Genomic DNA, 22073 nt, shown 5'->3' with positions numbered 1-22073 from the left:
CGCCGGATGCGGGCCATGGTCAGGCAGTTGGGCCTGCCCCGGATGAGCACGGTGGAGGAGATGTGCGCGGCGGTCGCCGAGCGGACCGGCCGCCGCGTCGAGCTGGTGCCCCGGCGGATGCGGGTGGGTGAGCCCTCCGGGTTCGTGGAGCGACGCGCGGACGTCGACGTGGTGTACGTCGAGGAGGAGACGTCCGGTCTGCACCGGGCGCACATCATCTGCCACGAACTGGCGCACCTGCTCTGCGGCCATCTGGCCGAACCCCCGGCCGAGGACGAGGAGACGGGCCACGTGGAGCTGTCCACGATCGACCCCGACATGCTCCGGCTGGTACTCGGCCGGTCCCACTACGACGAGGCGGCGGAGGAGGAGGCGGAGATCCTGGGGGCCGAGCTGACCCGCGTCCTCGTCCTGGCGCCCGGCGCCGGTACGACCTCGCAGCTGGCGCCCGCGCTGGAGCACCGCAAGGGCCAGCATGTCTGACGTGTCCGAGACTCCGTACAACATCGTCTACCTCGGCATCGGCTCGGTGGCCTGGGTCGTGGCCGCCCTGAAGATACGGGCCTGGCTCCGGGACCCGTCCCAGGGCCTGCTCGTCGTCGCCCTGACCATCGCGGCGCCCGCCACCGCCTTCGTCGTGGCCGCCCCGGTCGTGTACCGGCTGATCGACCGGGTCGCGCACCGCGGGAACCTGGCGACGGTCCTCGTCTATCTGGGTATCACGGGCTTCTCCGCGGCGGCCGTGGTGCTGGCACGGATGTGGACCCCGCCGAAGGAGCGCACCGGCGTACGGGTGTGGGACGCGGTCACCGCGGACACCTGGCACCAGGTGCGGCGCCGGCTGGCGGTGTTCGCCGTTCTGGTCCCGGTGATGGTCGGGCTGTTCCTCGCCGGCGACGCGACCAGCCCGGAGACACCGCTCACGTTCGACACCACTTTCGCGACGGACTGGCGGATCGCGGCGTTCCTGGTCATCTACCAGGCACTGTTCGGCTTCGCGCTGATCGACATCAGCCGGGTGTGCCGGGGGCACGCCGACCGGCTGCCGCGCGGCGGACTGCACCGGGGCATCCGGCTGATCGCCCTCGGCGGAGTCGTCGCCTGCGGCTATGTGCTGTGCAAGCTCATCGCGATCGGCACGGCCTTCGCGCGGGTCACGGGCGCGGAATGGCTGAGCACGGCCCTCGGCCCGGTGTTCGCCGCGCTCGGAGCGGTGCTCATCACCGCCGGCTTCGCCGGTCCCGCCGTCTCCGCCTGGCGGCGCCGACGCAGCGACTACCGGGCCCTGCGCCCGTTGTGGGACCTGGTGTACCGGGCGGACGAGCGCCTGGCCCTGGAGGCTCCCCCGTCCGCCTGGACCGAGCGGCTCGCGGTCCGTGACCTGGAGTGGCGCACCGCCCGGCGCGGCCTGGAGATCCGCGACGGCCAGCTCACGCTGCGCCCCTGGGTCGGCCCGGCGGTCGTCACCGCCGCCGGCCGGCTCGCCGAACGGGACGGCCTGGCCGCCGACGACCGGTCGGCCCTGATCGTGGCCGCCGCGCTGCGGTCCGCCGTGGAGGCGCTGAACTCCGGTACGGCCCCGCGCCCCCGCGAGGACCAGACACCGCTGCCGGGCCTGGACACGGAACCGGCCGAGGAACGCGCGCACTTGGTACGCGTCGCCCACTACCTGCACGCCCCCTTGACCGCGGAGGCCGTGGCCACCGCGGCCCCGGCGGGCTGACGCCCGGGCCGGGCGAGCGCGGTCCGCACGATCCGCGCGGGCCGGGCGAACGCGGCGGTCCGCGCGGGCCGAACGGCTAGCGGAACGGGTCAGCCCTTGGCTCAGTCCTCGGCGAGAACCACGACCGAGTCCCCCTCGCACAGGGTCAGCGGCGCGGTCTTGGACGGGTTGAGGTGGACACCGTAGAGCGGTGGTTCGTCGCTGTGCCGCTCCAGCCGGTAGCCGATGGCCGTCTCGCCCCGCTGCCGGGCGGCCTCGATCACCGTGGCGAAGTTCGCCTCGGCGCCCGGTGCGAGGTAGCTCGCCGCCGGCTTGAGGTAGATCTCCGATCCCTCGGGGTCGAAGAGGTCGGCGAACACCGCGTACAGGTGGCGGTTCTCGGTGAGTTGGGTGAGCAGGAGGCTGATGACCTTGGTGCTGACGATGAAGTCGTCGGCCTTGGTGACCTGTGCGACCTCACGGTTGGCGTCGTCGTTCATCTCGGTGACGATGGAATACGGGTCGCCGAGCTGGATCTCGATGTCCCGCAGGTGCAGGAGGGTGACCAGGGTGCGGTCGTCGGCCCGCCCGGGGGCGACCGACTCGTCCGTCAGCACCACGATGTGGCGGTAGTCGTCCAGGCCCAGGGCCTCCAGCGAGGGGCGGTGGACGGGCTCGCAGCGCTTGAAGCCGACCGTCAGGTTGTCCAGCCGGCCGCTCGCGTACTCCACGGGCTGCCGCGGGGCCGCCACGTCCAGCACGGATCCCGGCCGCACCAGCCGGTCGAGCAGCGAAATGATCTTCGCTGCCCGCGGGTTCCAGCCGATCAGCAGCGTCCGGTCCGGCTCGGGCGTCCGGACGCCGGCCGTCGCGATCGCCGACTCCACGATCGTGGGCCGCTCACCCGTCGCCTTGATGAGCAGGTCGTCCTCGGCCAGGACCAGTAGCCGGTCCCCTTCCCCGATGACGGTGTCCATCGCCGGGTTGACCCATATCTCGTCGTTCGCGCGGTGCAGGCCGATGGGTATGCCGAGTGCGAAGGCGTTCAGTGATTCCCCGTAGGTGGCGCCGGTCAGCGCCGGCTCGGTCCAGGGGTAGATCTCGTTGCCCATGAAGCTGAGCAGCTCGTTGAAGACGGTGGACAGCCCGGACTGCCGGTGGGACTGGACGATCAGCCGTACGGCTATGTCGTCGACGTCGATGACGAGCGCGTCCTCGCCCGCGGCCAGCCGGGCCGCCGCCAGGTTCGCGGAGTTCTGCACGGCAGCCACCACGTTCGGGCGCGGTCCCCGCCACGTACGGCTGTTCAGCAGCAACAGCACCTTGATGACGTCGATGTCGCTCTCCGCCCCGACGGGCGGCAGCACCATGATCGCCTTGGCCGTGTCCGGACTCACCAGCTCCAGGTCGCCGCGGTGCAACGGGTTGCCGGAGCGGCAGATCACCCGGGTCTTCCCGGTGTCCGGGATCCGCCGCCGGATCTCGTCGTCCATGTCGACCTTGTCCTGGTCGGCGAGGATCACCACGCAGGAGCGCCGCTCGCTCTGATTGGCCTCCACCAGCTCGGCGACCACCGTGAAGATCTGGTCCGACCAGCCCAGCACGATGGTGTGCTCGTGCTCGATCAGCCGGGACCTGCCCTTGCGCAGCTCCTGGATCCGGGTCTCCAGGCCCGTCGTCATCACACCGATCAGCGCGCTGACGATGAAGATCCCGCCGATCGTCACCGTGAGCATGAGGATCAGGAACAGCGGCTGCCCGGTGTCCCCGCCCATCGTCCCCGGATCGAGGGTGCGCAGCAGGCTCATCCAGATGACGCCGGGCCAGCCGCCGTTCTCCTCGGTGTCCTCGCGGGCGAAGACGACCACGGTCCCGGAGACCAGGGTGATCAAGGCCAAGGAGGCCAGCCCCAGCCAGCCGATCAGCGCGGGGGTGCCCCGGTCCATCGTGCCGTCGAACCAGTACCGCAGTCGCCCCCGCAGTCTTCCGGGCATGCTCTGTTCCTCCGTAGCTCCAACTGCCGGCAATCATGCCCAACGTGGCTGCTCGGGAGGCTTTTTTCGCTCTCGGAGATATGGCCGCTCACCTGCGCGGATTCGTTCGCGGTCATCCGCTCACGGTCATCCGTTCACGGTCATCCGTTCACGGTCACGCGTTCACGGTCACGCGTTCACCGTGATGTTGGAACTCCCGCTGCTCTGGTATCCCTCCGTCGCGAGGATCATGTAGTAGCTGAAACTGCCCAGGTTCATACCCGAGCGGGCCCACGCGTCGAAGTGGTTGCCGGTGGTGATGGTCCCGCCCGTCCTCTTCGACTGGCGGACGCTCCAGTACTGGTTGAAGGTGCGTATGCCTTCGACGGATGGCGCGTTGTAGCGCGTCGTCTTGTAGATGTCGTACGTACCGCCGTCACTGGAGACCGTGCCCTTGTACTCGCCCGTGGGCCGGTACGTGCCCCAGTTGTCGACGATGTAGTACTCCACGAGCGGGTTGGACGTCCACCCGTAGAGGGTCAGGTAGCCGTTGCCGGACGGAGCGAAGCTGCCCGAGTACCCCACGGTCCTGCGTCCGCCGTTGCTCCAGCCCTTGCCGCAGACGAAGTTTCCGCAGTTGGTCCAGGAGGTCCGGTAACTTCCCCCGGCCGCCAGCGTCATGGCGACCGAGCCGCCACCGTCGGTCCAGAACGAGTAGTAGAAGCCGTTGTTGGTGCCGGTCTGGTTCGTGGTGATGGTCGTGTCGGCGTGTGCGGTGCCGGGCAGCATCAGCCCGGATGTCGCCAGCGCCAGGGTGCCGGCCCGGCCGATGAACTTCCGGCGGCTGATCTGGTGTGCGGGGGCCTTGTCCATGTCCGTGCTTCCTCCTCGTGAGGGCAGGCGGGAGGCCGGGCCGGTACGCCCCGGCCCAGGCGGGCCCTGTCGGTGGTGGCCGGGCGGGGCGTACCGCTCGTGGGCGACCCGGGAACCGACAGAGGTTGAGTACTGACGTGCCGACAGGTTGGAGCGGCCGGGGCGGGCTGTCAATAGTTTCCGCAACCTTTCCGGTAATGCCGGGGTTGAGCGAAAGAGTCTTTGTTCGTCATAGTGCCTGTTCAGTAATCCGGAGCGCCTCGTCAGACGCGACTTCGGCCTGCCGATGTCCGGTTGTTTCGGGATCAAGAAGCGACCCCTAGTTTCGAAAGTTTCGGACGGAGGGCTGGCCGGAGTGGGCGTTCCGGCGGCTACCCGGTGGGTACGGAGACGAGTCGGCGCCCTGGCCGACGGGGACGCGCCCTACGGGGCCGGGCCGACCGGGCCGGCCGGGCCGGACAGGTCGCACGCGTCGGACGGGGCCGTCAGCGGAGGTCGGAGACGAGAGTGGCGGCCAGTTCGCCGGGCCGGGTGGCGAACGGAGAGTGCCCGCCGGGCAGTTCGCGGACCGTGAACGGGTTGTCGGGGGTGAACGCGTCGGCGTCGTTGATCATCAGGTCCTGCATGGCCGGCCGGGCGGCCCAGTCGTCGGCCAGCCGTACGAACGTGCGCGGCAGGCGTCCCCAGCGGCCGGCCGTCAGGCGGACCGGCGTCATCGGGACGGCCGACGGCAGGTCGGGGCTGAGGGTGAGGTGCCAGCGCGCGAACCCCTCGGCCGGGATCTCCTGGTAGTAGGTCCGCCGTAGCTCCTCGACGTACTCGGGGTCCGGCGAGAGGGGATTGATGCGGAACGCGCCGAGGCTCTCGACGTCTCCGACACCGAGGCTCCCGCCCCGTACGGTCGCGGTCTGCTCCGGGGCCGTCAGGTAATCGACGAAGCGGGGCCGCCCGGCGGGGACGAACGCGGAGAGGTAGACGATCCGGTCGACGAGGTCAGGAGCGGTCTCCGCGGCGAGCGACGCCGGACCACCGCTCGCGCTGTGGGCCACGAGGACGACCGTGCGGTAGTGCCGCCGTACCTCCCTCAGCGTGGACAGGACGCTCTCGGCGCACTCGTCGATCGTCAGCCCGGCGAGCGCGGACTTCTCCGTGGCGAACCCCGGCTGCCCGGGGAGCAGGTATCCGGAGGGGAGCGGCGCGTCGAAGCCGTGGCCGGGCAGATCCAGCGCGACGCTCGCGGCACCGAGCCGGGCCAGCGAACGCTGCGTACGTGCCCAGTGCCAGGAGGAGTGCCAGGCCCCGTGGACGAGGACGAACACGGTGCCGGCGGCGGGGGAGATCATGGCGGACTTCACTTTCGACCGGGTGAGGGGAAACGGTTCACGTCCGACGGACGCGACGGTTGTGGCGGACGCGACCGGCGAAGAGCCCCTGGTGGCGGCGTCGGCCACTGCCGTCGGCCGTCGTCCCGCCCCAGTCCAGTCGACCGGTGCGCCGCGAACAACGCCGATGCCGAACAAGGCGGCGCGCGATATCCCACAGGTATGGCCAAGGGGCCAGGTTTTGCGTCGTACGTATCGAAGCGCGCCATCTCCGCGATGCCCTGAGACGCGGAGCGACCACCTCGGAGGAGCGGTACCGGGCCGCGCCGGCTCCGCGGTCGCGAGGGTTGCCTTCGCGCCCACTCCAACTCCTAGCGTGCGCGGGCATGGAGACCAACACGCACGTCAGGACACTGGGCCGCAGCGGCATCGAGGTGAGCGCCCTCGGCTTCGGCTGCTGGGCCATCGGCGGCGAGTGGCAGTCCGTCGACGGGCGGCCCCTGGGCTGGGGCAGGGTCGACGACGACGAGTCGGTGCGCGCGATCCGGCGCGCCCTCGACCTCGGCGTCACCTTCTTCGACACCGCGGACGTGTACGGCACCGGCCACAGCGAACGCGTGCTCGGCCGCGCCCTCGGCAAGCACCGCACCGATGTCGTCGTCGCCACGAAGTGGGGCAACCTCTTCGACGAGGAGACCCGGACCAGGCACGGACAGGACGACTCCCCGCAGCACGCGCGCCGCGCCCTGACAGCCTCCCTGCGCCGTCTGGACACGGACTATGTCGACCTCTACCAGCTGCACATCTCCGACGCCGACCCGGAACGGGCGGCCGGGCTCCGCGACACCTGCGAGGAGTTCGTGCGCGAGGGCCTCATCCGCGCGTACGCCTGGAGCACGGACGATCCCGCCCGGGCCGCCGTCTTCGCCGAGGGCCCGCACTGCACGGCCGTCCAGCACCGTCTGAACATCCTCCAGGACGCTTCCGTACTCCTCGCCCTCTGCGCGGAGTCGGACCTCGCGAGCATCAGTCGCAGCCCGCTCGCCATGGGCCTGCTCACCGGCAAGCACACCGCCGGGCGCGCCCTGGACAACGGCGACATCCGCAACGCGCCTCCCGCGTGGCTGCCGGGATTCACCGCCGACGAGGGCGCCGACCCGGCCTGGCTCGATCGGGTCGAGTCTCTGCGGTCCGTCCTCACCAGCGACGGCCGTACCCTCGCGCAAGGCGCCCTCGCCTGGATCTGGGCCCGCGCCCCGCGGACGATCCCCATCCCCGGTTTCCGTACGGCCGCCCAGGCCGAGGAGAACGCGGGCGCGCTCGCGAAGGGCCCGCTCACCGCCGGGCAGATGGCCGACGTCGACCGGATCCTGGGACGGTGAGCGGTGAGCGGTGAGCGGTGAGCGGTGATCGGTGGGCAGTGAGCATTGGGCGGTGATCAGTGTGCGCTGATCAGTGGGCGCCGCCGGAGCCGGAAGCGGAGCCGGCCGTGGCTGGATCAGGTGCCGGACAGCGTCGTGGCCAGCGACTGGAACCAGGCCCCGTAGGAGAACGGCTCGGGCGGGCTGACCTCCATGCCGAGTTCGGCGGCTGCCAGGGCGTAGTCCGCCTCGTCCAGGGGCAGCGCGAGCAACTCGTGGAGTTCACCGACAAGGCGCGCGACCAGCTGGGGGTCGGTGGTGGCGGCGTAGTCGGTGACGGCGGCCCCGTGGTCGGGGAACTCGTCGGCGATGTCCTGCGAGAACCAGCCGCCGAGCAGTTGCGCGGTCTCCGGGAAGCGTGCGTGCCACTCCCAGTGCGTCTGCGGGGACGACGGCTCCGGTACGTCGCCTTCCTCGATGCTCTTCTTCAGGTGGTCGGCCAGCGTCATCAGCCAGTCGCCGATCTCCGACTGGGGCAACCTGATGTCCGGGACCGCGTAGAACTCGCCCAGGCCGAGCCGGATGCGGCCCGGCGGGTTGCGGCTGTATTCGCGCAGTTGGCGCTCCGCCTCCGCGATGGCAGAGGGGCGGGTGTGCCAGGTGTGACGGAGGTACGCGTCCAGCGCGCGGCTGCGCCTCTCCGGGGTGTCGTCGGCCGGCTGCCCCAGGTACGCGCGCATCACCTTGTCCAACTCGCCGTACCGGCGATCGTGTTCGAGGGGCTTCATGGACATGTGCGGACGGCCGCCTACAGGTAGAAGGGGACGGTCGTGTGGACGACGAAGCCGTGCGGGCTCGACGGCTCGCGGCGCAGCACCACGCGCGCCGCGCGGACGTCGACGGGCCCGCGCCCGGCCAGCAGCTCGGCTTCCAGCTGGACCCGGCCCACGGGCTCCTCGCGGGAGGGCCAGGCGGCCTCGATGGTGAGGCGGGCCCGGGTGTTCTGGGCGAGCCAGTGGTGAATGGCCTGCTCGTTCGCGGTCACCACCTGCTGGGTGGCCCACTGGGCGGTCTCCCGGTCGGGGTACGTCGCGGATCGCGTCTGCACGGGGGCATCCTCTCAAATCGCCGGGTCAGCAGCTGTGCTCGTGCGAATCGGTGGCCGGATCGTCAGTCGGTGAAGTTCCAGAACAGTCCGACCTCGGTCGTTGAGACGACGACGAGGCCGCAGTCCTCCATGTAGACGCCCAGCGGGTTGTACCCGAAGGTCTCCAGCGTGAAGTCGAGTGTGCCGGGCGCGCTGCCGCGCTTGCTGACGTTGGTGTGGTAAGTGGCTTCGTCTCCGTAACGCGCGAGGATCGTGCGCGCCATCGCCCGCAGTTCGTCCGGGGATTCGGCGAAGTACTGGAGGTTGGACAAGCTGCAGCCGCCCTCGGTGATGGCCAGGAGCAGGTTCTCGGCGCTGTCCCGATCGATCTCCTTGAGGCGCTGCGCGACGTACTCCGCAGGGTGGACGGCGAACGGGTACGTGGGAGACCCCTCGCGCTCCGGATCCTCAGCAGCGTCGTCGACGACGGCCCAGCCCCGGGGGTCCGGGGTCCGGGCCATCACGGTGAGGACGTCGAGCGTCCAGTCCTCGTGGCGGCGCGGCCCCGTGGCGATGTACGCGTACGCGTCCGCGTACAGGTGGCGTACCGCGGTGTCCCAGGACGACTGGTCGACGGACGGCATGTGGTGTGGGCCTTTCTCGGGGACTTACGGTACCTGCGTGTTCTGGGGCCGGTAGGGCATCGACGTCATGACCGTGAACGGGGGATTGCGACTGCTGTCGTACTTGAGACGCGTCTCGATGCCGTTCACGTCGTACGCCTTGGCGTCAGATCCCCCCTGTTTGTACCCGGACATCGGGTCGTTCGGGTTCACGGGCTGCTTGCTCACACTGCGGCCGGAGGTCTCGCCGTTCGGCGCGGTCGACTGGAATTTCTCGACCTTCCCCTCCTCCGGCGGCGGTGGGCCTTTGATCCACGCGTCGATGGCGGCCCTGTTCTTGTTGAGGTTGTACTGGGTCAGTTCCTCCGCGCGCCCATAGTTCGGGAAGGCCGAAGAGCTGTTGGGCATGGGCTTGCCGTACGGCCAGGCATGCGTCGGACCGCCCGACTGCTGGTCGCGCAGGCGCTGGGCGAGCTGCTCGTCGGTCTTGCCGACGTGCTTGTCCAGGGTGTGGCCGTTCTCCAGATACTCGTTGGCGGCGAGGTTCAGCTCGTACATGCCGTTCGAGTCGACCTTCAACCAGACCTGCGAGTCCTTGAACTCCTCCAGCGCGCGGGCGCCGAAGCCGTGGGCGCGCGCGACGCCGGCCTCGAACTTGGGAGCGCTCAGGTACGCCTCGTCCAGCGGCCCCTTCAGCGCATCCATCCGCGTGGTCAGGCCTCCCAGCGTGCCGGTGTACGTGTCGACGATCCGGTTCAGCTTGGCCGTGTCGATGTTCAGGACGGTCTTGACGTCGAACGACAGGACCAGCCCCGCGCCCTTGCCGATGACGGACGTGACCGCGCTGAGGACACTCTTGGGGTCCTTGGGCTTGGCCAGGTCCTCGATGATTTCCTTGGCGGCCGCCCACATGGCGCGGTGCAGCTCGTCCGCGACATCACGGTTGAGATCGACGGCGGCCTCGGCGTACTCGCGAAGGATGGTGGCGATCTTGTCGGCCGTGTCCTTCAGCACGGCCATGACGGGCTCACTGCCGGTGGGGACGCGGGGCGTGCCGGGGCCGGAGCCGGCCGTCTGGCCCCACTGGTAGCCGTGCCGCTGCTGCCCCCAGGCCGTCGCGCCCCACAGGGCGCTGCAGAAGGTCCGCATGGCGGCTTCCCAGTCGGCCTGCTGGTGGTTGGTGATGGTCCCGACAGCCTGGGTGAGCCGGTCCGCCCCCGTCGTCGCGACGACGGAGACGTTCATCCAGCTGTGACACAGGGAGTTGAGGTAGTGCTGCTGCGGGAAGGGGTGGACGTCCGCGACCCTGCCGACCCGGAACACGTGCTTGCACAGGGGATGGATGACGTCCCGGACGATCTCCGGGATCCCCTCCATCAGTCCGCGCAAGAGGTCGTCGCCGCCGTCGTCGTCGCCCCACTTGATGTCGGGGACCGAGTCGAACTTCGGGGCCTGGTCGATGACCGTCGGCAGAGGGCGCTGCTCGGCCGTTTTCCCCGGCTTGGGATGGGCTGCCGCGTCAGCCCTGGTGTAGGCGTTGGCCGTCTCGGTGAAGCCGACGGCGACACCGCCGACGCTCAGCACGGACCGGCCCCAGACCTCCAGCCAGCGGTTGCCGGTCTTCTTGTACGCCTGGGCGAACCTCTGGGCGTCAGTGCCCGCGCCTCCGGCGTCGGGATACGTGCCCAGCTCCTCCAGGAGCGTGTTGGCGCCGCGCACCAGGAAGTCCTGCTCCGCGGCGACCTGGCCGCTGACCGACCACAGATTGCTCGGCTTGACGTCAATGGTGCCGGTGCCGGTGCCGGTGCCGGTGCCGCCCGGCGGCTGGGCGGGGACGGACGGTCCCGCCATCAGGCACCGCCTCCCCAGCCCTCGAGCACGGACCTGTTGGCCGCGGCGTAGTTGAGGTGCCCCTTGACCACGACCTCGTGGAGCCAGGCCTGGGCGGCCCTGAGATCGTCGGCGGAGCGGCTCCACTTGTCCAGCTCGTCGATGAACGCCTCGCGGGCCTCGCCGTCCCAGCTCAGTACGACCTTGGTGGCCCGCCCGTACAACGTCTCCAGCTTCTCGTTGAGAGCGCGGAGGATCTCCTCCAGGTCCCCGGAAAGACGCTGCAGAGTGGCGAAGTCGACGGTGATCCGGTCTTCGTCCTGCATGGTGCTGATCCCCCCCGTGCTTCAGATGTCCAGGATGCGGCTCTTCGACTGACCGGCGTCCGGCGCGGGCGCCGGCTCGGGCACGGTGAGGGCGCGGGCGGCGGCGGACACGTCCTCGCTCTCCTGCATTCGACGGATCCGGGCCAGGGTGTCGAGTTCCTGCTCGGTGAAGCCGTCGCGCGAGGCGCGCATGGCCGCTTCGAGGAGGATCACCACCTGGCGGATGCGTACGGCGTCCTCGGCGACGCCGCGGTGCAGGGAGCGGTACGCGGTGGCGGTGGGGCCCTGCCAGCCCGCGGCGATCCTGTCGACGACCTCGTCCATGCCGCGGGTCTGTTGTTCCAGGTAGCGCTGCATCTCGTCGAGGTCGTTCGCAAGCTGGGTGAGGTCGTCCCCCGACACATCCAGATCGGCATCGCGCATCCCGTGGCCCCTCACCCGTTACGCTCTGTCGTGCATATGTGCTCTGCGTATGGGTGGCCACTCTAATTGGTGAGGCCGCGTCGGCCGGGACAACGGCTGAACGGAGCGGGCTGCTCGCCGCCACCGATCGCCTCGGGCTCACGGCTGAACGCGCCTGCGTCGTGCTGAGCCACGTCAACGACCGGCGTGGATCAGACGGACACCTCGCCTCACCATGCCGAGGCAGCGGTCGGTTCCCGGTGCGCGCCTCCGTCAGATGGCCCGGATGACATGGATCACCAAAGTAGCCCGCGCAGGGAAGGCAACTGTCCCCCTATGGGGTAATTGCCTGTCGCATGAGAGAGGGGTGCCGCACTCGGCGCCTTCCTCACGTGCTTCCGACAACGGTATTTCCGGTCATACGATCAACGACGAGGCCCTGCGTGGGTACTGCCGCAGCGGCTGTCTCAGCACTTTTCGAACCTGCATGTCGAACTCGTTTGTCGAACCCGCTTGTCGATCCTGTTTGTCGAAACCAGTTTTCGGACCCGCGAAGGACTCCGTTGAAGATTCGCCGCGTTCTTGCCACGGCCGTCGCCGCCGCCGTGACCACCCCCGTCGTCCTGCTCTCCGTCACCCCGGCGTTCGCCGACGCCAAGCCGCCCGCCGCCGCGCGGGCGCAGCAGCAGGGCGAGCGGGACAAGCCTTCCATCGAGGAACTCGAGAAGGCCGCCGAGAAGGCGCAGAAGGCGTACGACGACGCCGTGGCCGCGAAGGCGGCCGCGTATGTCGTCCTGAAGGCCGCGCTCTCCGACGACGCGCCCCTCGCCGTCGCCGCGAAGGCCGCCAAGGAGGAGGCAGCCGCCGCTGCCGTCGCGAAGGAGAACGCCGACCAGGCGCTCGCCGACGCCCAGGCCGCACTCGCCGCATTGCCCGAGACCGCCACCGACGAGGAGAAGGCGGCCGCGGAGAAGGCCGTCACCGACGCCGAGGCCGCTGCCCGGTCCGCCGAGGACGCCAAGGCCGCCGCCGACGAGAAGGCGGCGACGGCCCAGGAGGCCGCCGACGACGGCCGCGTCGCCGCCGCTCGCGAGTACGCCAAGTACCAGGACGCGCCGGAAGAGGCCCTCAAGGCGAAGGAGGCCGCCGACAAGGCGCTCGCCGACGCCAAGGAGGAAGCGGCGGAGCCGGAGGAGCCGGATTGCGTTCCCGAGCCCAAGCTGAGCACGGTCGTCACCGGCCTGCCGTCCAAGATCGTCGCGGGCTCGACGACCGACTTCTCCCTCCGCGTGACGAACGGCACGGACAGGACGCTGGACGAGGTCTCCCCGTTCGTCTACTTCCACGCGACGGACAAGAGCGGCTACAAGGTCATCGACGACGCCTTCCACCTGCAGTGGTCGACCGCCGCGTCCCCGGCCTGGAAGAACGTGGAAATGGGTGGCTACGCCGGCTCCGTCAGCCCGCTGAAGGCCGGTGCCCACGCCGACGTGAAGCTGCGCGTGAAGGTCGACGCCAAGGCTCCGGCCGGGGAAGGCCTCGCCCTCGTCGCCGGTGACTACGTCAACGACGACGAGTCCTGTGGCGGCAACTTCTCCACCGAGTACGCCTTCGAACTCCTCGCCGCCGGCAGCGACACCGACGACGTCGACGACGCCAAGCCCGGCAAGCCCGTGCCGCACACCCCGGACAACAAGCCGCAGGGCAGCACGTCCACCACCCCGGTCGCCTCCACCAACTCCGCGGTGACCGGCTCCCTCGCCAGCACCGGATCCCCCTCGGCCCTTCCGCGGTTCGCCGCGGCGGCCGGCGCGGCGGTGGCCCTCGGCGCAGTCGTGGTCCTCGCCGGACGCCGCCGCAAGGCCAGTGGCGGAACCGCCTCCTGATGCCTGGTGACGGTCTTCTGATGCGGTCTCATCCAGACGCGCCGTGAGAAGCCGCGTTGTGAGACATGCGTGGTGAGACAAGGGCGCCCCTCCCGGGGGGCGCCCTTGTCCCGTAATGCGGGTCGGCGGACCTCGAAGAGCTGACCCCGCGGCCGCTTCGCCGGGGAAGCCCGCGGCTATGTCGGCGGGTTGAGCTTGCGGAAGTACGTCCAGCTGGTCTCGTTCGGCTCGCTCCACTCCTCCGGGGCCCGCCCGAACTCCGGGTGGTGGTCGGCGATGTAGGCACGGGTCCGCTCGGGGACCTCGGCGTACGAGCCGAGCTTGCGGCCCCGGCAGTGGAAGGTGAGGCCGCCGGGCCGCTGTCCGCGGGCCATCCACGGGAGCCACGGGGACATCCGGGTCCACGACATGGTGGCGGGGACGCTGGGAGCCGGGCCGGCCAGGTCGGCGCGGTCGGCGAAGAACTGGAAGAGTTCCAGGGCCTTGTACGTGTCGCCGGCCGAGTGGACCGGATACTGGGCCACCGGCAGCGGCGAGGGGTAGGCGAGCGGGATCTCCAGGCTGAAGCAGACCTGTCCGCCGAGCTCGGTCGTCGGGACCGGGAAGGGGCGCCACTTCTGGTTCGCCGGGTCGTTCCAGACGTGCACCACCGGCAGGTCCTGCCAGGTCTCCAGGATCTCGCGGTCGGTGGGATCCAGGTAGAACGCGGCCTCGCGGGTGAGCAGTTGGTAGGCGTCCGGGCCGGCTTCGGCGTCGCGGACCAGGCGGGCGACATTGAGCCCTTCGAAGCCGAAGACGCGCTGGTACGGCTCGTCAGGGGCCCACGCGTACACGTCTCCGTACCACCAGTACGTGACCTCCTCGCCGTCGAGCGAGGCGCGGGTGCGGGCGAAGGACCGGAGCAGCTCTGCGGGTGTCGTCATACGGAGTAGTGTGCGTGCCCGCCGCCCGGCCTGTCCGGCTTCCGGCCGCAGGCCCGGACAAGGAGCTTCTTGTTCGCTCGCTGCCATTCGGTCAAGTCCGCTCGCATTCCACTTGGCGGCTGATTTCGTTGCCGAAAACACCACCGAAGCAGGTAGGTCACCTTTCGGGCATCGCCGTATTTCTCCACGGGTTCCGCGTTCCGCCCGGCAATACGAGAAGATTCGTCTGCTGTTCCGTCGGAAGGAAATGTTCGGAGGGTTGACCGGTGCGGTCGTGAGTGCGAAGACATGTGCAACGGGAACTGGTTGGCCGTTTTCGTGGTAGAGTCTTGATGAATTCACAGGACGCCACGAAAAAAGGGGAATGGCGTGAATACCGAGAAGGTTGCGGCTCGACGTCTCACGGCCGAAGAGGTTGCGGAGTTGGGTCTCCAGGACAGCATCTTCGTCTCGGCGGAGACGGATGGCCTTCCTCTCGACTGCTACGCCCCGGCTTTCCTCACGGGGCCGGGTTCGAATTTTGAGGGAGGGTCCTTCACCGCCAGGACGATCTTCGGTGAGGAAATCCATGTTCTGCCGGACAACGCCGAAGAGGGCGGGATCTGGGTTGCCGACGAGACCGGGGAGGAAATCGAGGTCCTTCAGAGCGCCGGCGTCCTCCTGAACCTCGCCCTCTTCGTGCCCAACGGGAACAAGGAATCCCTGGAGGCGCTCTACGCCGCCGCGCGGGACGCATTTGGCGCGGGGATCGTTCAGCGCTGGAACGAGGAAGTCGTCGAGGTGCCGGACGTCAAGGTCGACCTGTACGAGGAGCCGGCCCGGGGCCGGAAGAACGCCAGCCAGAACCGCGACCGCCGCGCCCTCGACATCTACCCGACCCGAGTGCGGTTCCTGGAGCCCAGCGATGGCTGGAAGTTCGTTGTCGAGCCGCACAAGGAGGTCGTCGACGAGACACCGACGATCTGACCTGATGGCGGCCTGAAGGCCGCGCCGGCGGTCTGCACCCCTCCCGGTGGCGAACTCAAGGGGGCGCGGCAATGCGCCGGCCAAGGGTCCGGTGTCAGCAGTTCGACCAGACGCTCGGTTCGACCAGACGCTCGGCTGGAATCCTCCAGCCGAGCGTTCTGCGTGCGTCAGCGTGCCTCGGCGTGCATGGGCGTGCCCGGGCACCCCGGCCCGGAGGCGTGGGCGTGCGTGGCGCACAGCATGGGAGGCGTCCCCCGCGCCTCCAGGCCGGGGTGGTGACTCACATCGGCACCGTCGTGGTCATGGTCGGGATGATGGCCTGGCACAGCGACTGGGCCGCCGACCGGCCGACGCCCGCCGTGTGGTCGCAGTACACCCATACGCCCACGTTGAAGGTGTATTCGTGGCCGGCCTTCACCGGCCACTGGATCGACATCGGGGAGTCGGTGAAGAACCCCGGAGTGATCGCGTGGTCGGACTCGTTGACGCTGACCCGCTTGCGGTAGAGCCGGTGTGTGGCGCCCTTCCGGAACTGGCCGTCCTCCAAGATGGTGCATTCCGTACCGCCCTCGACGGTGGCGTTGCTGCCGATGCCGTAAGCGGCCACGGCGAAGCTGTCGTGCACCCGGCGCAGCGAGTCCCCGACCAGCATGCCGTTGGCCGGAGGATGGAAGAGCAGGCCGAATCCCGCATGGGCTTCCACGAAGGTGCTCGCGCCGCCCGGGATCGCGCCGGGGGAGCCGGACCGGCCGTCGAGGCCGACCTGACCGGTCGGCCGGTCGATGACGCGGTTGAACGGCGGGCTGCCGTTGGTGCGGTGCCAGAACCAGCTGAAGTGGTAGGGCGGCCCCCACACGCGGGTCTGGAGGTTCCGGATGGCGAGGGTGGCCTCCTCGGCGGCGGCGGACGTGTCCTCCGGGTGCAGGACGCCCACCGAGTCGAGTTCCAGCGGCAGCGGCCGTGTTTTCAGCTGCTGGAGTGCCTCGGCGGAGGCCGGATCGGATTCGGCCAGTCGCGCCAGCGGGCCGTTGAGGGCGGTCACCAGCTTGGCGTGGTCGGCTTCCGCCGCGCGCATCCGGTCGGTCTGCTGAGCCGCGTGCGCGGCCATGCCCTGGATGGAACGCTCCACCGCAGAGTGGTGCTCGGGTTCCAACTCCTCCGTGAACGTGATCTGGACCGTCGGTTCCACGACCGTTTCGTATGTCGCCGTCATGATCTTCTCGCACTCGCTCTCGATGGGAACCGAGACTGCCGTCCGGCAACCCGGAGCGATCTTTCGAGCCGCCGGCGCCAAAGGTCAGACGCGGTCTTCAGGCTGTCGACGCATCAGGCTGGTGTCACATCAGGCTGTCGGCGCATCAGGCTGTCGACAGCCTGATGCGGAAAGTCGGGCCAGCCGCCCCGGCGATGTCGATGTCGATGTCGATGTCCGGGTCCGGCTCCACCCCCGTCCGGCCCTGCCTCCATGCCCCCACGTCCGCAGCCGCTGCGCGGGGAGGGCAGATCTCTGCGTCACTTCCAGTACAACGCCGTCGGAGCCCCCGCGCATCTCGGTCCGGAGAGGGCGCTCAGCCCGGACGATCAGGGCGACGGCCGCCGCAGCGGCCGAGGCGGCGGTGCGGCGGTGAGTGTGAACGCCGTCGAGCTCAGCCAGGAGGGAACGACGTGCTCCGACCTGGGCCGACCTGCTCCGTGGACGAGTTGAGTGTGCGGCATGTGCCTCCGCGCGTGATCGTCCGGTCAGCCCTGGCCTTGTGGAGAAGGCACCGGGGTACGCGGTCCTTCGGATGTCACCGTCAGGACCGCTTTCCCGGAGACACGACGCCCGCGCAGGGCCTCGGCGGCCTCGTCGAAGCGGTCCCAGGATCCCTGCCGGCCGATCTCGACGGTGAGGAACCCCTTCGCGGCCAACTCGGTGAGAAGGGCGAGGTCCGTGCCGACATCGCCCTCGATGACGAAGGAGGTCAGCGACTTGGCCGGGCCGACGGTCGCATACGGCGGAAAGACCGCCGGCTCGCCGGATGTCCAGCCGACGCTCTGCACGCTGCCCCCGGGAGCGAGCAGGCCCCATATCGCGGCCAGTTGAGGGCCGCCGACGCTGTCGATGACCACGTCGACCGGTCGCCGGAGTCCCGCCGGCCCGATCAGCACCTCGTCGGCGCCGGCCTCTGGCCAGCCCCTCCCCGCGGGCTGCCGAGCCCACGGACGCGATCACGTGGGCACCGGCCCGCGCCGCCAGTTGGACGGCGAACCGGCCGACTCCGCCGGAGGCCCCGGTGACCAGCACCCTCTTCCCCGGTCCGAGCCCGGCGGCCCGCAGTGAGCGCAGTGCCGCCACTCCGGCGACCGGCAGAGCCACCGCCCGCGCCAGGCCCAAGCCCTTCCCGCCTACGACAGCGCGGTGGAACCGTAAAGCCGTGGAGCCGGCCGCCCGCGCTGCCCGAAAGCAGCCGAGGAGGACTGGATCCGAATGGCGTTCCGACGACCAAGGCCCTTGCCCACGCCGGTGACCGTCACCACTCTGCCGCCGAGTCGTCCCCTCGTCTCCCCATCCGTCCTGTCCGCCGCGCAGGGATCAGAGCGTCTCGCCGGCGTCCGCGAGAAGCGTGCTCCCGGTCATGATGAGCGCGAGGTCGCTCGCGGCGAACAGCACGACCCGTGCGATGTCGTCGGGCGTCCCCAGCCGGCCGATCAGGCTCTGCTGCATGACGTCGACCGTCGGGATCTCCGTACCGGCCGCGGCGGCGGCCTCGGCAGCCTCGCGCGTGGCGGCGATATTGCCCTCGGTCGGTACGTAGCTGGGCGCCACGCCCAGCACCCGGATGCCGAGCGGGGCGAGGTCGACGGCGAGGGACTTGGTCAGTCCGCGCGCGGCGTGCTTGGAAGCGACGTACGCGGCCATGCCCGGGAACGCGACCTGGAAGCCGGCGGTGGAGATCGTGTTGACGATGACCCCGCCCTTGCCGTCGGCGGACATGCGGCGCGCGGCCTCCCGTGAGCCGAGGAAGACCCCGCGGGAGTTGACGGCGAAGACCTGATCCCACATCGCGTCGGTCATGTCGAGCGCGGGCGCGTTCGGGAAGAGTCCGGCGTTGTTGACCCAGATGTCGATCCCGCCGAGTTCCGCCACGGCGAGGTCGGCGGCGGCGGCCACCGCCGCGGTGTCGCTGACGTCCGCCCGTGTGCCGAGGCCCTTGACCCCGTGACGCGTGGCGAGTTCCTCGGCGGCGGTACGTGCGTGCTCCTCGTCGAGGTCGACGAGGAGCAGGTCGGCCCCGGCCTCCGCGAGGCGTGCCGCGATCGCCTTGCCGAGGCCCTGCGCACCGCCCGTGACCACGGCACGGCGACCGCGAAGGGAGATCAGGTCCGCTATCGGCGCGTTCGAGACATCGGGGAAAGGAAACGGCATGGAGGCCTCCGTGATCCGCGGAAACAATTAATGGCACGCTATGTCATTAATCGGTTCGAGGCAAAGACTACGCTGGACGGATGCCTGGACGGATGCCTGGACGGACGCCTGGACGGACGCCTGGACGGAATGCGCAGCGCGGACGCCCGCCGCTGGCCGACGTCGGAGTGCTGCGCGAGCGCGCGATCGGAATCCTGCTTCGCGACGGCTATCCGAACGTCAGCATGGCGCGCCTCGCCGGCGAAGTCGGACTGAGCGTGCGCACGTTGCACCGGTACTTCCCGACGAAGGCGGACATCGTGTGGGGCGGGACCGAGGGCTCCCTGGACACGCTGCGCCGCCACCTCGACGAGACCGACGCGGATCTCCCGATCCTCGACGCGATCACCGTGGCCGTCGTCGGCGTCTTCTCCCAGGACGCCGACGAGCCGTCCCTCAGCCGCGCCCGGCTGCGCATCATCGCCACCACCCCGGAACTGCAGTCCACCCGCCCGGAGACGTATCGCGGATGGCGCGACGAGACCATCGCGTTCATCGCCCGGCGAACAGGCACCTCCGTGCACGACGTCAGCGCTCGGGCCGCGGGCGCCGCGGTCCAGACCGCGATCGCGGAGTCGCTGGCCTGCTGGGCCGCGGACGACAGCGGGGAGAGCCTGGCCGACTCCGTCACCCGCGCGCTGCTCGGCCTCGGCGCGCTCGCGGCGTCGCCCAGGCCGTGTTCGAGTGCCGCGACCGGCACCGGGTAGCGCCGCCGTTGCGGCGGTGTGCCATGACGCTGACCCGAGGCCGCGCAACGAAATCAGACGGCCGGGATCAGACGGTGAGGACGAGCTTGCCCTGGAGGTGACCGCCGTCGAGCACCCGGTGCGCGTCGGCGACGCGCTCGAACGGGAACGTCTCCCGCCAGGGCACCGGGCCTCGCTCCCGACGGCTGCGGCACCGGCCGGCAACCAGTCGTACCGCGACATCCATGGGGATCAGGAAGCGACGAGTTCCAGCCCGACATAACCGCCACCGACCGGGTACGTCTTCGAGCGACGCCAGCCCGTGGCCGCGAAGAGGGCGTCGAACTCGTCGAGGTCCCGCTCCTCACCGTTCGTGATGCTGAGCATCCCCATGTCCGCCCGGGTGACGAGATCGGGCTCGCCGAGTTCGCCGATGAGCATCTCGACGACCACGGCGCGTCCGCCCTCGGTCACGGCGGACCGGCAGTTGCGCAGGATGGTCGCGCACTGGTCGTCGTCCCAGTCGTGCAGGATCGTCTTCAGGAGGTAGAGGTCCGCAGGCGGAACCTCGGTGAAGAAGTCGCCCGCGACGGCGGAGAACCGGTCCGACAGACCGCGCTTCCCGGCCTCCCGGCGTGCGCCCTCGACGGCGTGGGGAAGGTCGAGCACCTGCCCCCGCGGCAGCGGGTTCGCCTCCATCAGCGCGAGGACGAACTGACCGTCCGCGCCGCCGACATCGACGATGGTGGACACGTCGGCGGCATCGATCGCGGCGACGGCCTCCTTCGTCACCAGCGCGGACATGTCCCCCATCGACCGGGCGAAGAGCGCTGCCTCCTCGGCGTTCTCCGGCCGCGCGTAGTACTCGAAGACGTCGGCTCCCAGCGCCTTCGTCGCCTGGCTGCTCCCGCTTCGCACCGCCTCGGGGAAGTGCTTCCAGACCTGCCAGTGCGCGTTGCTCGTCTGGACCAGCACCAAGGAACGCAGAGAACCGGGCAGGTCCGTGCGCAGCAGCCGGCCCCGCCCCGTGAGGCCGAAACGACGGTCGCCCTCATGAGTCAGCACACCGAGCGAGGCGGCCGCACGCATCAGACGGTAGGTGGTTCGCGGGTGGCTGCCCACGCGCTCGGCCACTTCTTCGGCCGACAGGGCGCCGCCGGCGAGGTGGTCGGCTATCCGCAGTTCGGCCAGCGCGCGCAGCGTCTGGGCCACGACCCCGCCGGTGACAAGGTCCAGAACGGCGGCGGCGTCCGCTGCGGGATCGTGCGCCGCGTCGGCGGTGTCGGGCGTTCTGTCGGTCACGACAGCCGACTCCTTTCGTATGTCCGGGGAAGGCCGGAGGCGGTGATGTGAAGGGGGCGACCCGGAGGCGCGGCGAGGCGGCCACGCGGAGGCACGACGGCAGACCTGAGCGGCGAACCATTCGCTTGGGGACGAGACCGTGGGCCCTCGGCTCCCACGCCCCTGCCGGGAGCGGCTTCTCCGTTCATCTTAGGAAGATCCGTGTGGTGGACGCTTGGATCTCAGTGACACACGGGTGGTACGTCAGTGCCGCGGTAAGGAGCGGTCCGCACCGGCGCTCAGGATCCGGTGGCGCTCGGCCCCGTGGGGCCGTTCGACCGGGCGTAGTCGGCCGGGGTCCGGCCGTACTGCTTCTTGAAAGCGCGGATGAAGTGACTGCTGTCCGCGAACTGCCAGTGGGCGGCGAGTTCGGAGATGCTCGGCCGGCCGACCGCCGCGGTCAATGCGAGCCGGGCCTGTTCCAGCCGTCTGCGACGGACGTATCCGGTCACCGACTCCTCGGTCGTGGCGAACGCCCGGTACAGCGTCCGTACGGAGACGTTGAGTTCGCCGGCCAGCATGGTCGGGGAGAGGTGGGGATCGGCGAGGCGGCGGTCGGCGAGGTCCTTCGCCGCCTGGGCCAGCGCGGTGGCCAAACGGGGTTCCGTGCCGTCGAATTCCTGTTTGAGGACACCCTTGGCCAGTTCGATCAGGGCGTCGCGGGCGGCCTCCACACCGGCCGGGGTGAGGTCGTGCAGCGTCTTGTCGACCATGTGCGCGTGGGCCATGAGCATCCGCATGGTCGCCGACTCGGCGGGGCCGACGACCTGCCGGTCACCGATCAGCGGTCTGATCAGCGAGGCGGGCAGAATCAGTACCTTCGCCCTTGTGCGCGGCGGTACCTCGAACCGTGCGGGCGGCCCGTTGTGCCGGACGATGAACTGTCCGGCCGGTACGGTGAGATGGCCATGGTCGTCGGGCCGGGCGAAGCGCCACCTGCCGCGCTGCAGCACATGCATCAGCACCCGGTCCTGGAAGTGGTCACGGACACCCCCGGTGTGACCGCTGAACGCCTCGCTGTAGAGGTCCGCGATCACCGCGTCGCCCACCTTGGAAGCGCGGGCACTGACGCGGAAGCCGCCGTCCGCGCCCGGGGTGAAGACCGGCAGCGGGAATCCCTCGCCGACCTGTGCTTCCCAGCCGCGCCGGAAGGTGTCGAATCCGTGCCGCGCGGCGTTCGGCGCCGTGACGTCCGCGAAGAATGTTCTGCCCTGTCCGTCGTTCACCGTCCCGGCGCCTCGGTGCCGCTCACCGACCATCAACCCCACCCGCCACAACCGTCACCCCTGGCCTGGTCGCCATCACCTTCTCACCGGCGCGGCAC

Annotated in this window: 21 protein-coding genes and 1 pseudogene; 6 read left to right on the top strand and 16 right to left on the bottom strand. The window is 70.0% G+C overall.

What is annotated here, in order from left to right:
• The first annotated feature begins 15 nt into the window (after positions 1 to 15).
• Positions 16 to 483 (top strand): hypothetical protein, encoded by a 468-nt coding sequence (locus IG02_RS0123440; RefSeq protein ID WP_158712373.1) that lies wholly within the window; start codon positions 16 to 18, stop codon positions 481 to 483.
• A gap of 1 nt (position 484) precedes the next feature.
• A complete protein-coding gene (locus IG02_RS41740; RefSeq protein ID WP_030751511.1) occupies positions 485 to 1723 on the top strand; it encodes an MAB_1171c family putative transporter in 1239 nt (412 codons plus the stop codon).
• Between the two features lie 101 nt (positions 1724 to 1824).
• Here IG02_RS41740 and IG02_RS0123430 read toward each other — a convergent pair whose 3' ends face one another.
• The 3 genes from IG02_RS0123430 to IG02_RS0123420 form a co-directional block, all read right to left on the bottom strand.
• Positions 1825 to 3696: a CASTOR/POLLUX-related putative ion channel gene (locus IG02_RS0123430; RefSeq protein ID WP_030751508.1), complete on the bottom strand. Its 1872-nt coding sequence runs from the start codon at positions 3694 to 3696 to the stop codon at positions 1825 to 1827.
• A gap of 168 nt (positions 3697 to 3864) precedes the next feature.
• Positions 3865 to 4548 (bottom strand): glycoside hydrolase family 11 protein, encoded by a 684-nt coding sequence (locus tag IG02_RS0123425; RefSeq protein WP_030751505.1) that lies wholly within the window; start codon positions 4546 to 4548, stop codon positions 3865 to 3867.
• A gap of 485 nt (positions 4549 to 5033) precedes the next feature.
• Positions 5034 to 5891: an alpha/beta hydrolase gene (locus tag IG02_RS0123420; RefSeq protein WP_030751502.1), complete on the bottom strand. Its 858-nt coding sequence runs from the start codon at positions 5889 to 5891 to the stop codon at positions 5034 to 5036.
• A 365-nt stretch (positions 5892 to 6256) separates the two neighbouring features.
• Here IG02_RS0123420 and IG02_RS0123415 point away from each other — a divergent pair, with 365 nt between their 5' ends.
• Positions 6257 to 7252, top strand: a complete 996-nt coding sequence (locus IG02_RS0123415) for an aldo/keto reductase (RefSeq protein ID WP_030751500.1) — start codon at positions 6257 to 6259, stop codon at positions 7250 to 7252.
• A 116-nt stretch (positions 7253 to 7368) separates the two neighbouring features.
• Here the strand turns inward: IG02_RS0123415 and IG02_RS0123410 are convergent, their stop codons facing one another.
• The 6 genes from IG02_RS0123410 to IG02_RS0123385 form a co-directional block, all read right to left on the bottom strand.
• Entirely contained in the window at positions 7369 to 8025 is a 657-nt protein-coding gene (locus tag IG02_RS0123410; RefSeq protein ID WP_030751497.1) for a contact-dependent growth inhibition system immunity protein, read from the bottom strand.
• Between the two features lie 14 nt (positions 8026 to 8039).
• The gene (locus tag IG02_RS0123405) at positions 8040 to 8339 is read right to left on the bottom strand and encodes an RNase A-like domain-containing protein (RefSeq protein ID WP_030751495.1); all 300 of its coding nucleotides are present in this window, start codon (positions 8337 to 8339) and stop codon (positions 8040 to 8042) included.
• 62 nt (positions 8340 to 8401) lie between these two features.
• Positions 8402 to 8962 (bottom strand): hypothetical protein, encoded by a 561-nt coding sequence (locus tag IG02_RS0123400; protein ID WP_030751492.1) that lies wholly within the window; start codon positions 8960 to 8962, stop codon positions 8402 to 8404.
• A gap of 24 nt (positions 8963 to 8986) precedes the next feature.
• Positions 8987 to 10792, bottom strand: coding sequence for an RNase A-like domain-containing protein (locus IG02_RS41735; protein WP_051765571.1), 1806 nt, complete (start codon positions 10790 to 10792; stop codon positions 8987 to 8989).
• Positions 10792 to 11097: a WXG100 family type VII secretion target gene (locus IG02_RS0123390; RefSeq protein WP_030751490.1), complete on the bottom strand. Its 306-nt coding sequence runs from the start codon at positions 11095 to 11097 to the stop codon at positions 10792 to 10794. Before IG02_RS0123390 ends, IG02_RS41735 begins: the two co-directional genes overlap by 1 nt.
• A 21-nt stretch (positions 11098 to 11118) precedes the next feature.
• Positions 11119 to 11520 carry a WXG100 family type VII secretion target gene (locus IG02_RS0123385; RefSeq protein WP_030751489.1) on the bottom strand — a complete coding sequence of 134 codons (402 nt, stop codon included), beginning with the start codon at positions 11518 to 11520 and terminating at the stop codon, positions 11119 to 11121.
• Positions 11521 to 12062: 542 nt separating this feature from the next.
• Here IG02_RS0123385 and IG02_RS0123380 point away from each other — a divergent pair.
• Positions 12063 to 13385, top strand: coding sequence for a hypothetical protein (locus tag IG02_RS0123380; RefSeq protein WP_030751488.1), 1323 nt, complete (start codon positions 12063 to 12065; stop codon positions 13383 to 13385).
• A 176-nt stretch (positions 13386 to 13561) separates the two neighbouring features.
• On the opposite strand, the gene IG02_RS0123375 is transcribed toward IG02_RS0123380, so the two are convergent.
• On the bottom strand, positions 13562 to 14308 hold the full coding sequence (locus IG02_RS0123375; RefSeq protein ID WP_030751486.1) for a DUF1838 family protein: 747 nt from the start codon (positions 14306 to 14308) through the stop codon (positions 13562 to 13564).
• 369 nt (positions 14309 to 14677) lie between these two features.
• Between IG02_RS0123375 and IG02_RS0123370 the strand changes: the two genes are divergently transcribed.
• Positions 14678 to 15274: a hypothetical protein gene (locus IG02_RS0123370; protein WP_030751482.1), complete on the top strand. Its 597-nt coding sequence runs from the start codon at positions 14678 to 14680 to the stop codon at positions 15272 to 15274.
• A gap of 280 nt (positions 15275 to 15554) precedes the next feature.
• Here the strand turns inward: IG02_RS0123370 and IG02_RS0123365 are convergent, their stop codons facing one another.
• The 3 genes from IG02_RS0123365 to IG02_RS0123350 all read right to left on the bottom strand — a co-directional run bounded on the left by IG02_RS0123365 (position 15555) and on the right by IG02_RS0123350 (position 18683).
• Positions 15555 to 16487, bottom strand: coding sequence for a hypothetical protein (locus tag IG02_RS0123365; RefSeq protein ID WP_030751479.1), 933 nt, complete (start codon positions 16485 to 16487; stop codon positions 15555 to 15557).
• Positions 16488 to 17014: 527 nt separating this feature from the next.
• On the bottom strand, positions 17015 to 17386 hold the full coding sequence (locus IG02_RS42225; RefSeq protein ID WP_199814071.1) for a zinc-binding dehydrogenase: 372 nt from the start codon (positions 17384 to 17386) through the stop codon (positions 17015 to 17017).
• 463 nt (positions 17387 to 17849) lie between these two features.
• Positions 17850 to 18683, bottom strand: a complete 834-nt coding sequence (locus IG02_RS0123350; protein ID WP_030751476.1) for an SDR family NAD(P)-dependent oxidoreductase — start codon at positions 18681 to 18683, stop codon at positions 17850 to 17852.
• Between the two features lie 80 nt (positions 18684 to 18763).
• Here IG02_RS0123350 and IG02_RS0123345 point away from each other — a divergent pair, with 80 nt between their 5' ends.
• Positions 18764 to 19429 (top strand): TetR family transcriptional regulator, encoded by a 666-nt coding sequence (locus IG02_RS0123345; RefSeq protein ID WP_078854741.1) that lies wholly within the window; start codon positions 18764 to 18766, stop codon positions 19427 to 19429.
• 67 nt (positions 19430 to 19496) lie between these two features.
• Here IG02_RS0123345 and IG02_RS41730 read toward each other — a convergent pair.
• From IG02_RS41730 to IG02_RS40875, 3 genes and pseudogenes are all read right to left on the bottom strand, one after another.
• Positions 19497 to 19586: pseudogene (locus IG02_RS41730) on the bottom strand (zinc-binding dehydrogenase); the annotation flags it as partial.
• 74 nt (positions 19587 to 19660) lie between these two features.
• On the bottom strand, positions 19661 to 20710 hold the full coding sequence (locus IG02_RS0123335) for a methyltransferase (protein ID WP_030751470.1): 1050 nt from the start codon (positions 20708 to 20710) through the stop codon (positions 19661 to 19663).
• A 278-nt stretch (positions 20711 to 20988) separates the two neighbouring features.
• The gene (locus tag IG02_RS40875) at positions 20989 to 21975 is read right to left on the bottom strand and encodes a helix-turn-helix domain-containing protein (protein ID WP_030751468.1); all 987 of its coding nucleotides are present in this window, start codon (positions 21973 to 21975) and stop codon (positions 20989 to 20991) included.
• Between the last annotated feature and the right edge of the window lie 98 nt (positions 21976 to 22073).

The sequence above is a fragment of the Streptomyces sp. NRRL F-5135 genome (assembly GCF_000719775.1).
In the GTDB taxonomy this organism is placed as follows: Bacteria; Actinomycetota; Actinomycetes; order Streptomycetales; family Streptomycetaceae; genus Streptomyces; species Streptomyces hebeiensis.
The sequence above is the reverse complement of the archived record's forward strand: the minus strand, read 5'-3'. Positions and strand labels throughout refer to the sequence as shown.

Excerpts from the sequence above, each read along its gene's own strand:
- IG02_RS0123415 (WP_030751500.1), top strand. The coding sequence starts at position 6,257 with ATGGAGACCAACACGCACGTCAGGACACTGGGCCGCAGCGGCATCGAG.
- IG02_RS0123385 (WP_030751489.1), bottom strand. The coding sequence starts at position 11,520 with ATGCGCGATGCCGATCTGGATGTGTCGGGGGACGACCTCACCCAGCTT.
- IG02_RS0123365 (WP_030751479.1), bottom strand. The coding sequence starts at position 16,487 with ATGACGGCGACATACGAAACGGTCGTGGAACCGACGGTCCAGATCACG.
- IG02_RS0123390 (WP_030751490.1), bottom strand. The coding sequence starts at position 11,097 with ATGCAGGACGAAGACCGGATCACCGTCGACTTCGCCACTCTGCAGCGT.
- IG02_RS0123425 (WP_030751505.1), bottom strand. The coding sequence starts at position 4,548 with ATGGACAAGGCCCCCGCACACCAGATCAGCCGCCGGAAGTTCATCGGC.
- IG02_RS0123400 (WP_030751492.1), bottom strand. The coding sequence starts at position 8,962 with ATGCCGTCCGTCGACCAGTCGTCCTGGGACACCGCGGTACGCCACCTG.
- IG02_RS0123350 (WP_030751476.1), bottom strand. The coding sequence starts at position 18,683 with ATGCCGTTTCCTTTCCCCGATGTCTCGAACGCGCCGATAGCGGACCTG.
- IG02_RS0123430 (WP_030751508.1), bottom strand. The coding sequence starts at position 3,696 with ATGCCCGGAAGACTGCGGGGGCGACTGCGGTACTGGTTCGACGGCACG.
- IG02_RS0123345 (WP_078854741.1), top strand. The coding sequence starts at position 18,764 with ATGCCTGGACGGATGCCTGGACGGACGCCTGGACGGACGCCTGGACGG.
- IG02_RS41735 (WP_051765571.1), bottom strand. The coding sequence starts at position 10,792 with ATGGCGGGACCGTCCGTCCCCGCCCAGCCGCCGGGCGGCACCGGCACC.
- IG02_RS0123440 (WP_158712373.1), top strand. The coding sequence starts at position 16 with ATGGTCAGGCAGTTGGGCCTGCCCCGGATGAGCACGGTGGAGGAGATG.
- IG02_RS0123410 (WP_030751497.1), bottom strand. The coding sequence starts at position 8,025 with ATGTCCATGAAGCCCCTCGAACACGATCGCCGGTACGGCGAGTTGGAC.
- IG02_RS0123420 (WP_030751502.1), bottom strand. The coding sequence starts at position 5,891 with ATGATCTCCCCCGCCGCCGGCACCGTGTTCGTCCTCGTCCACGGGGCC.
- IG02_RS0123375 (WP_030751486.1), bottom strand. The coding sequence starts at position 14,308 with ATGACGACACCCGCAGAGCTGCTCCGGTCCTTCGCCCGCACCCGCGCC.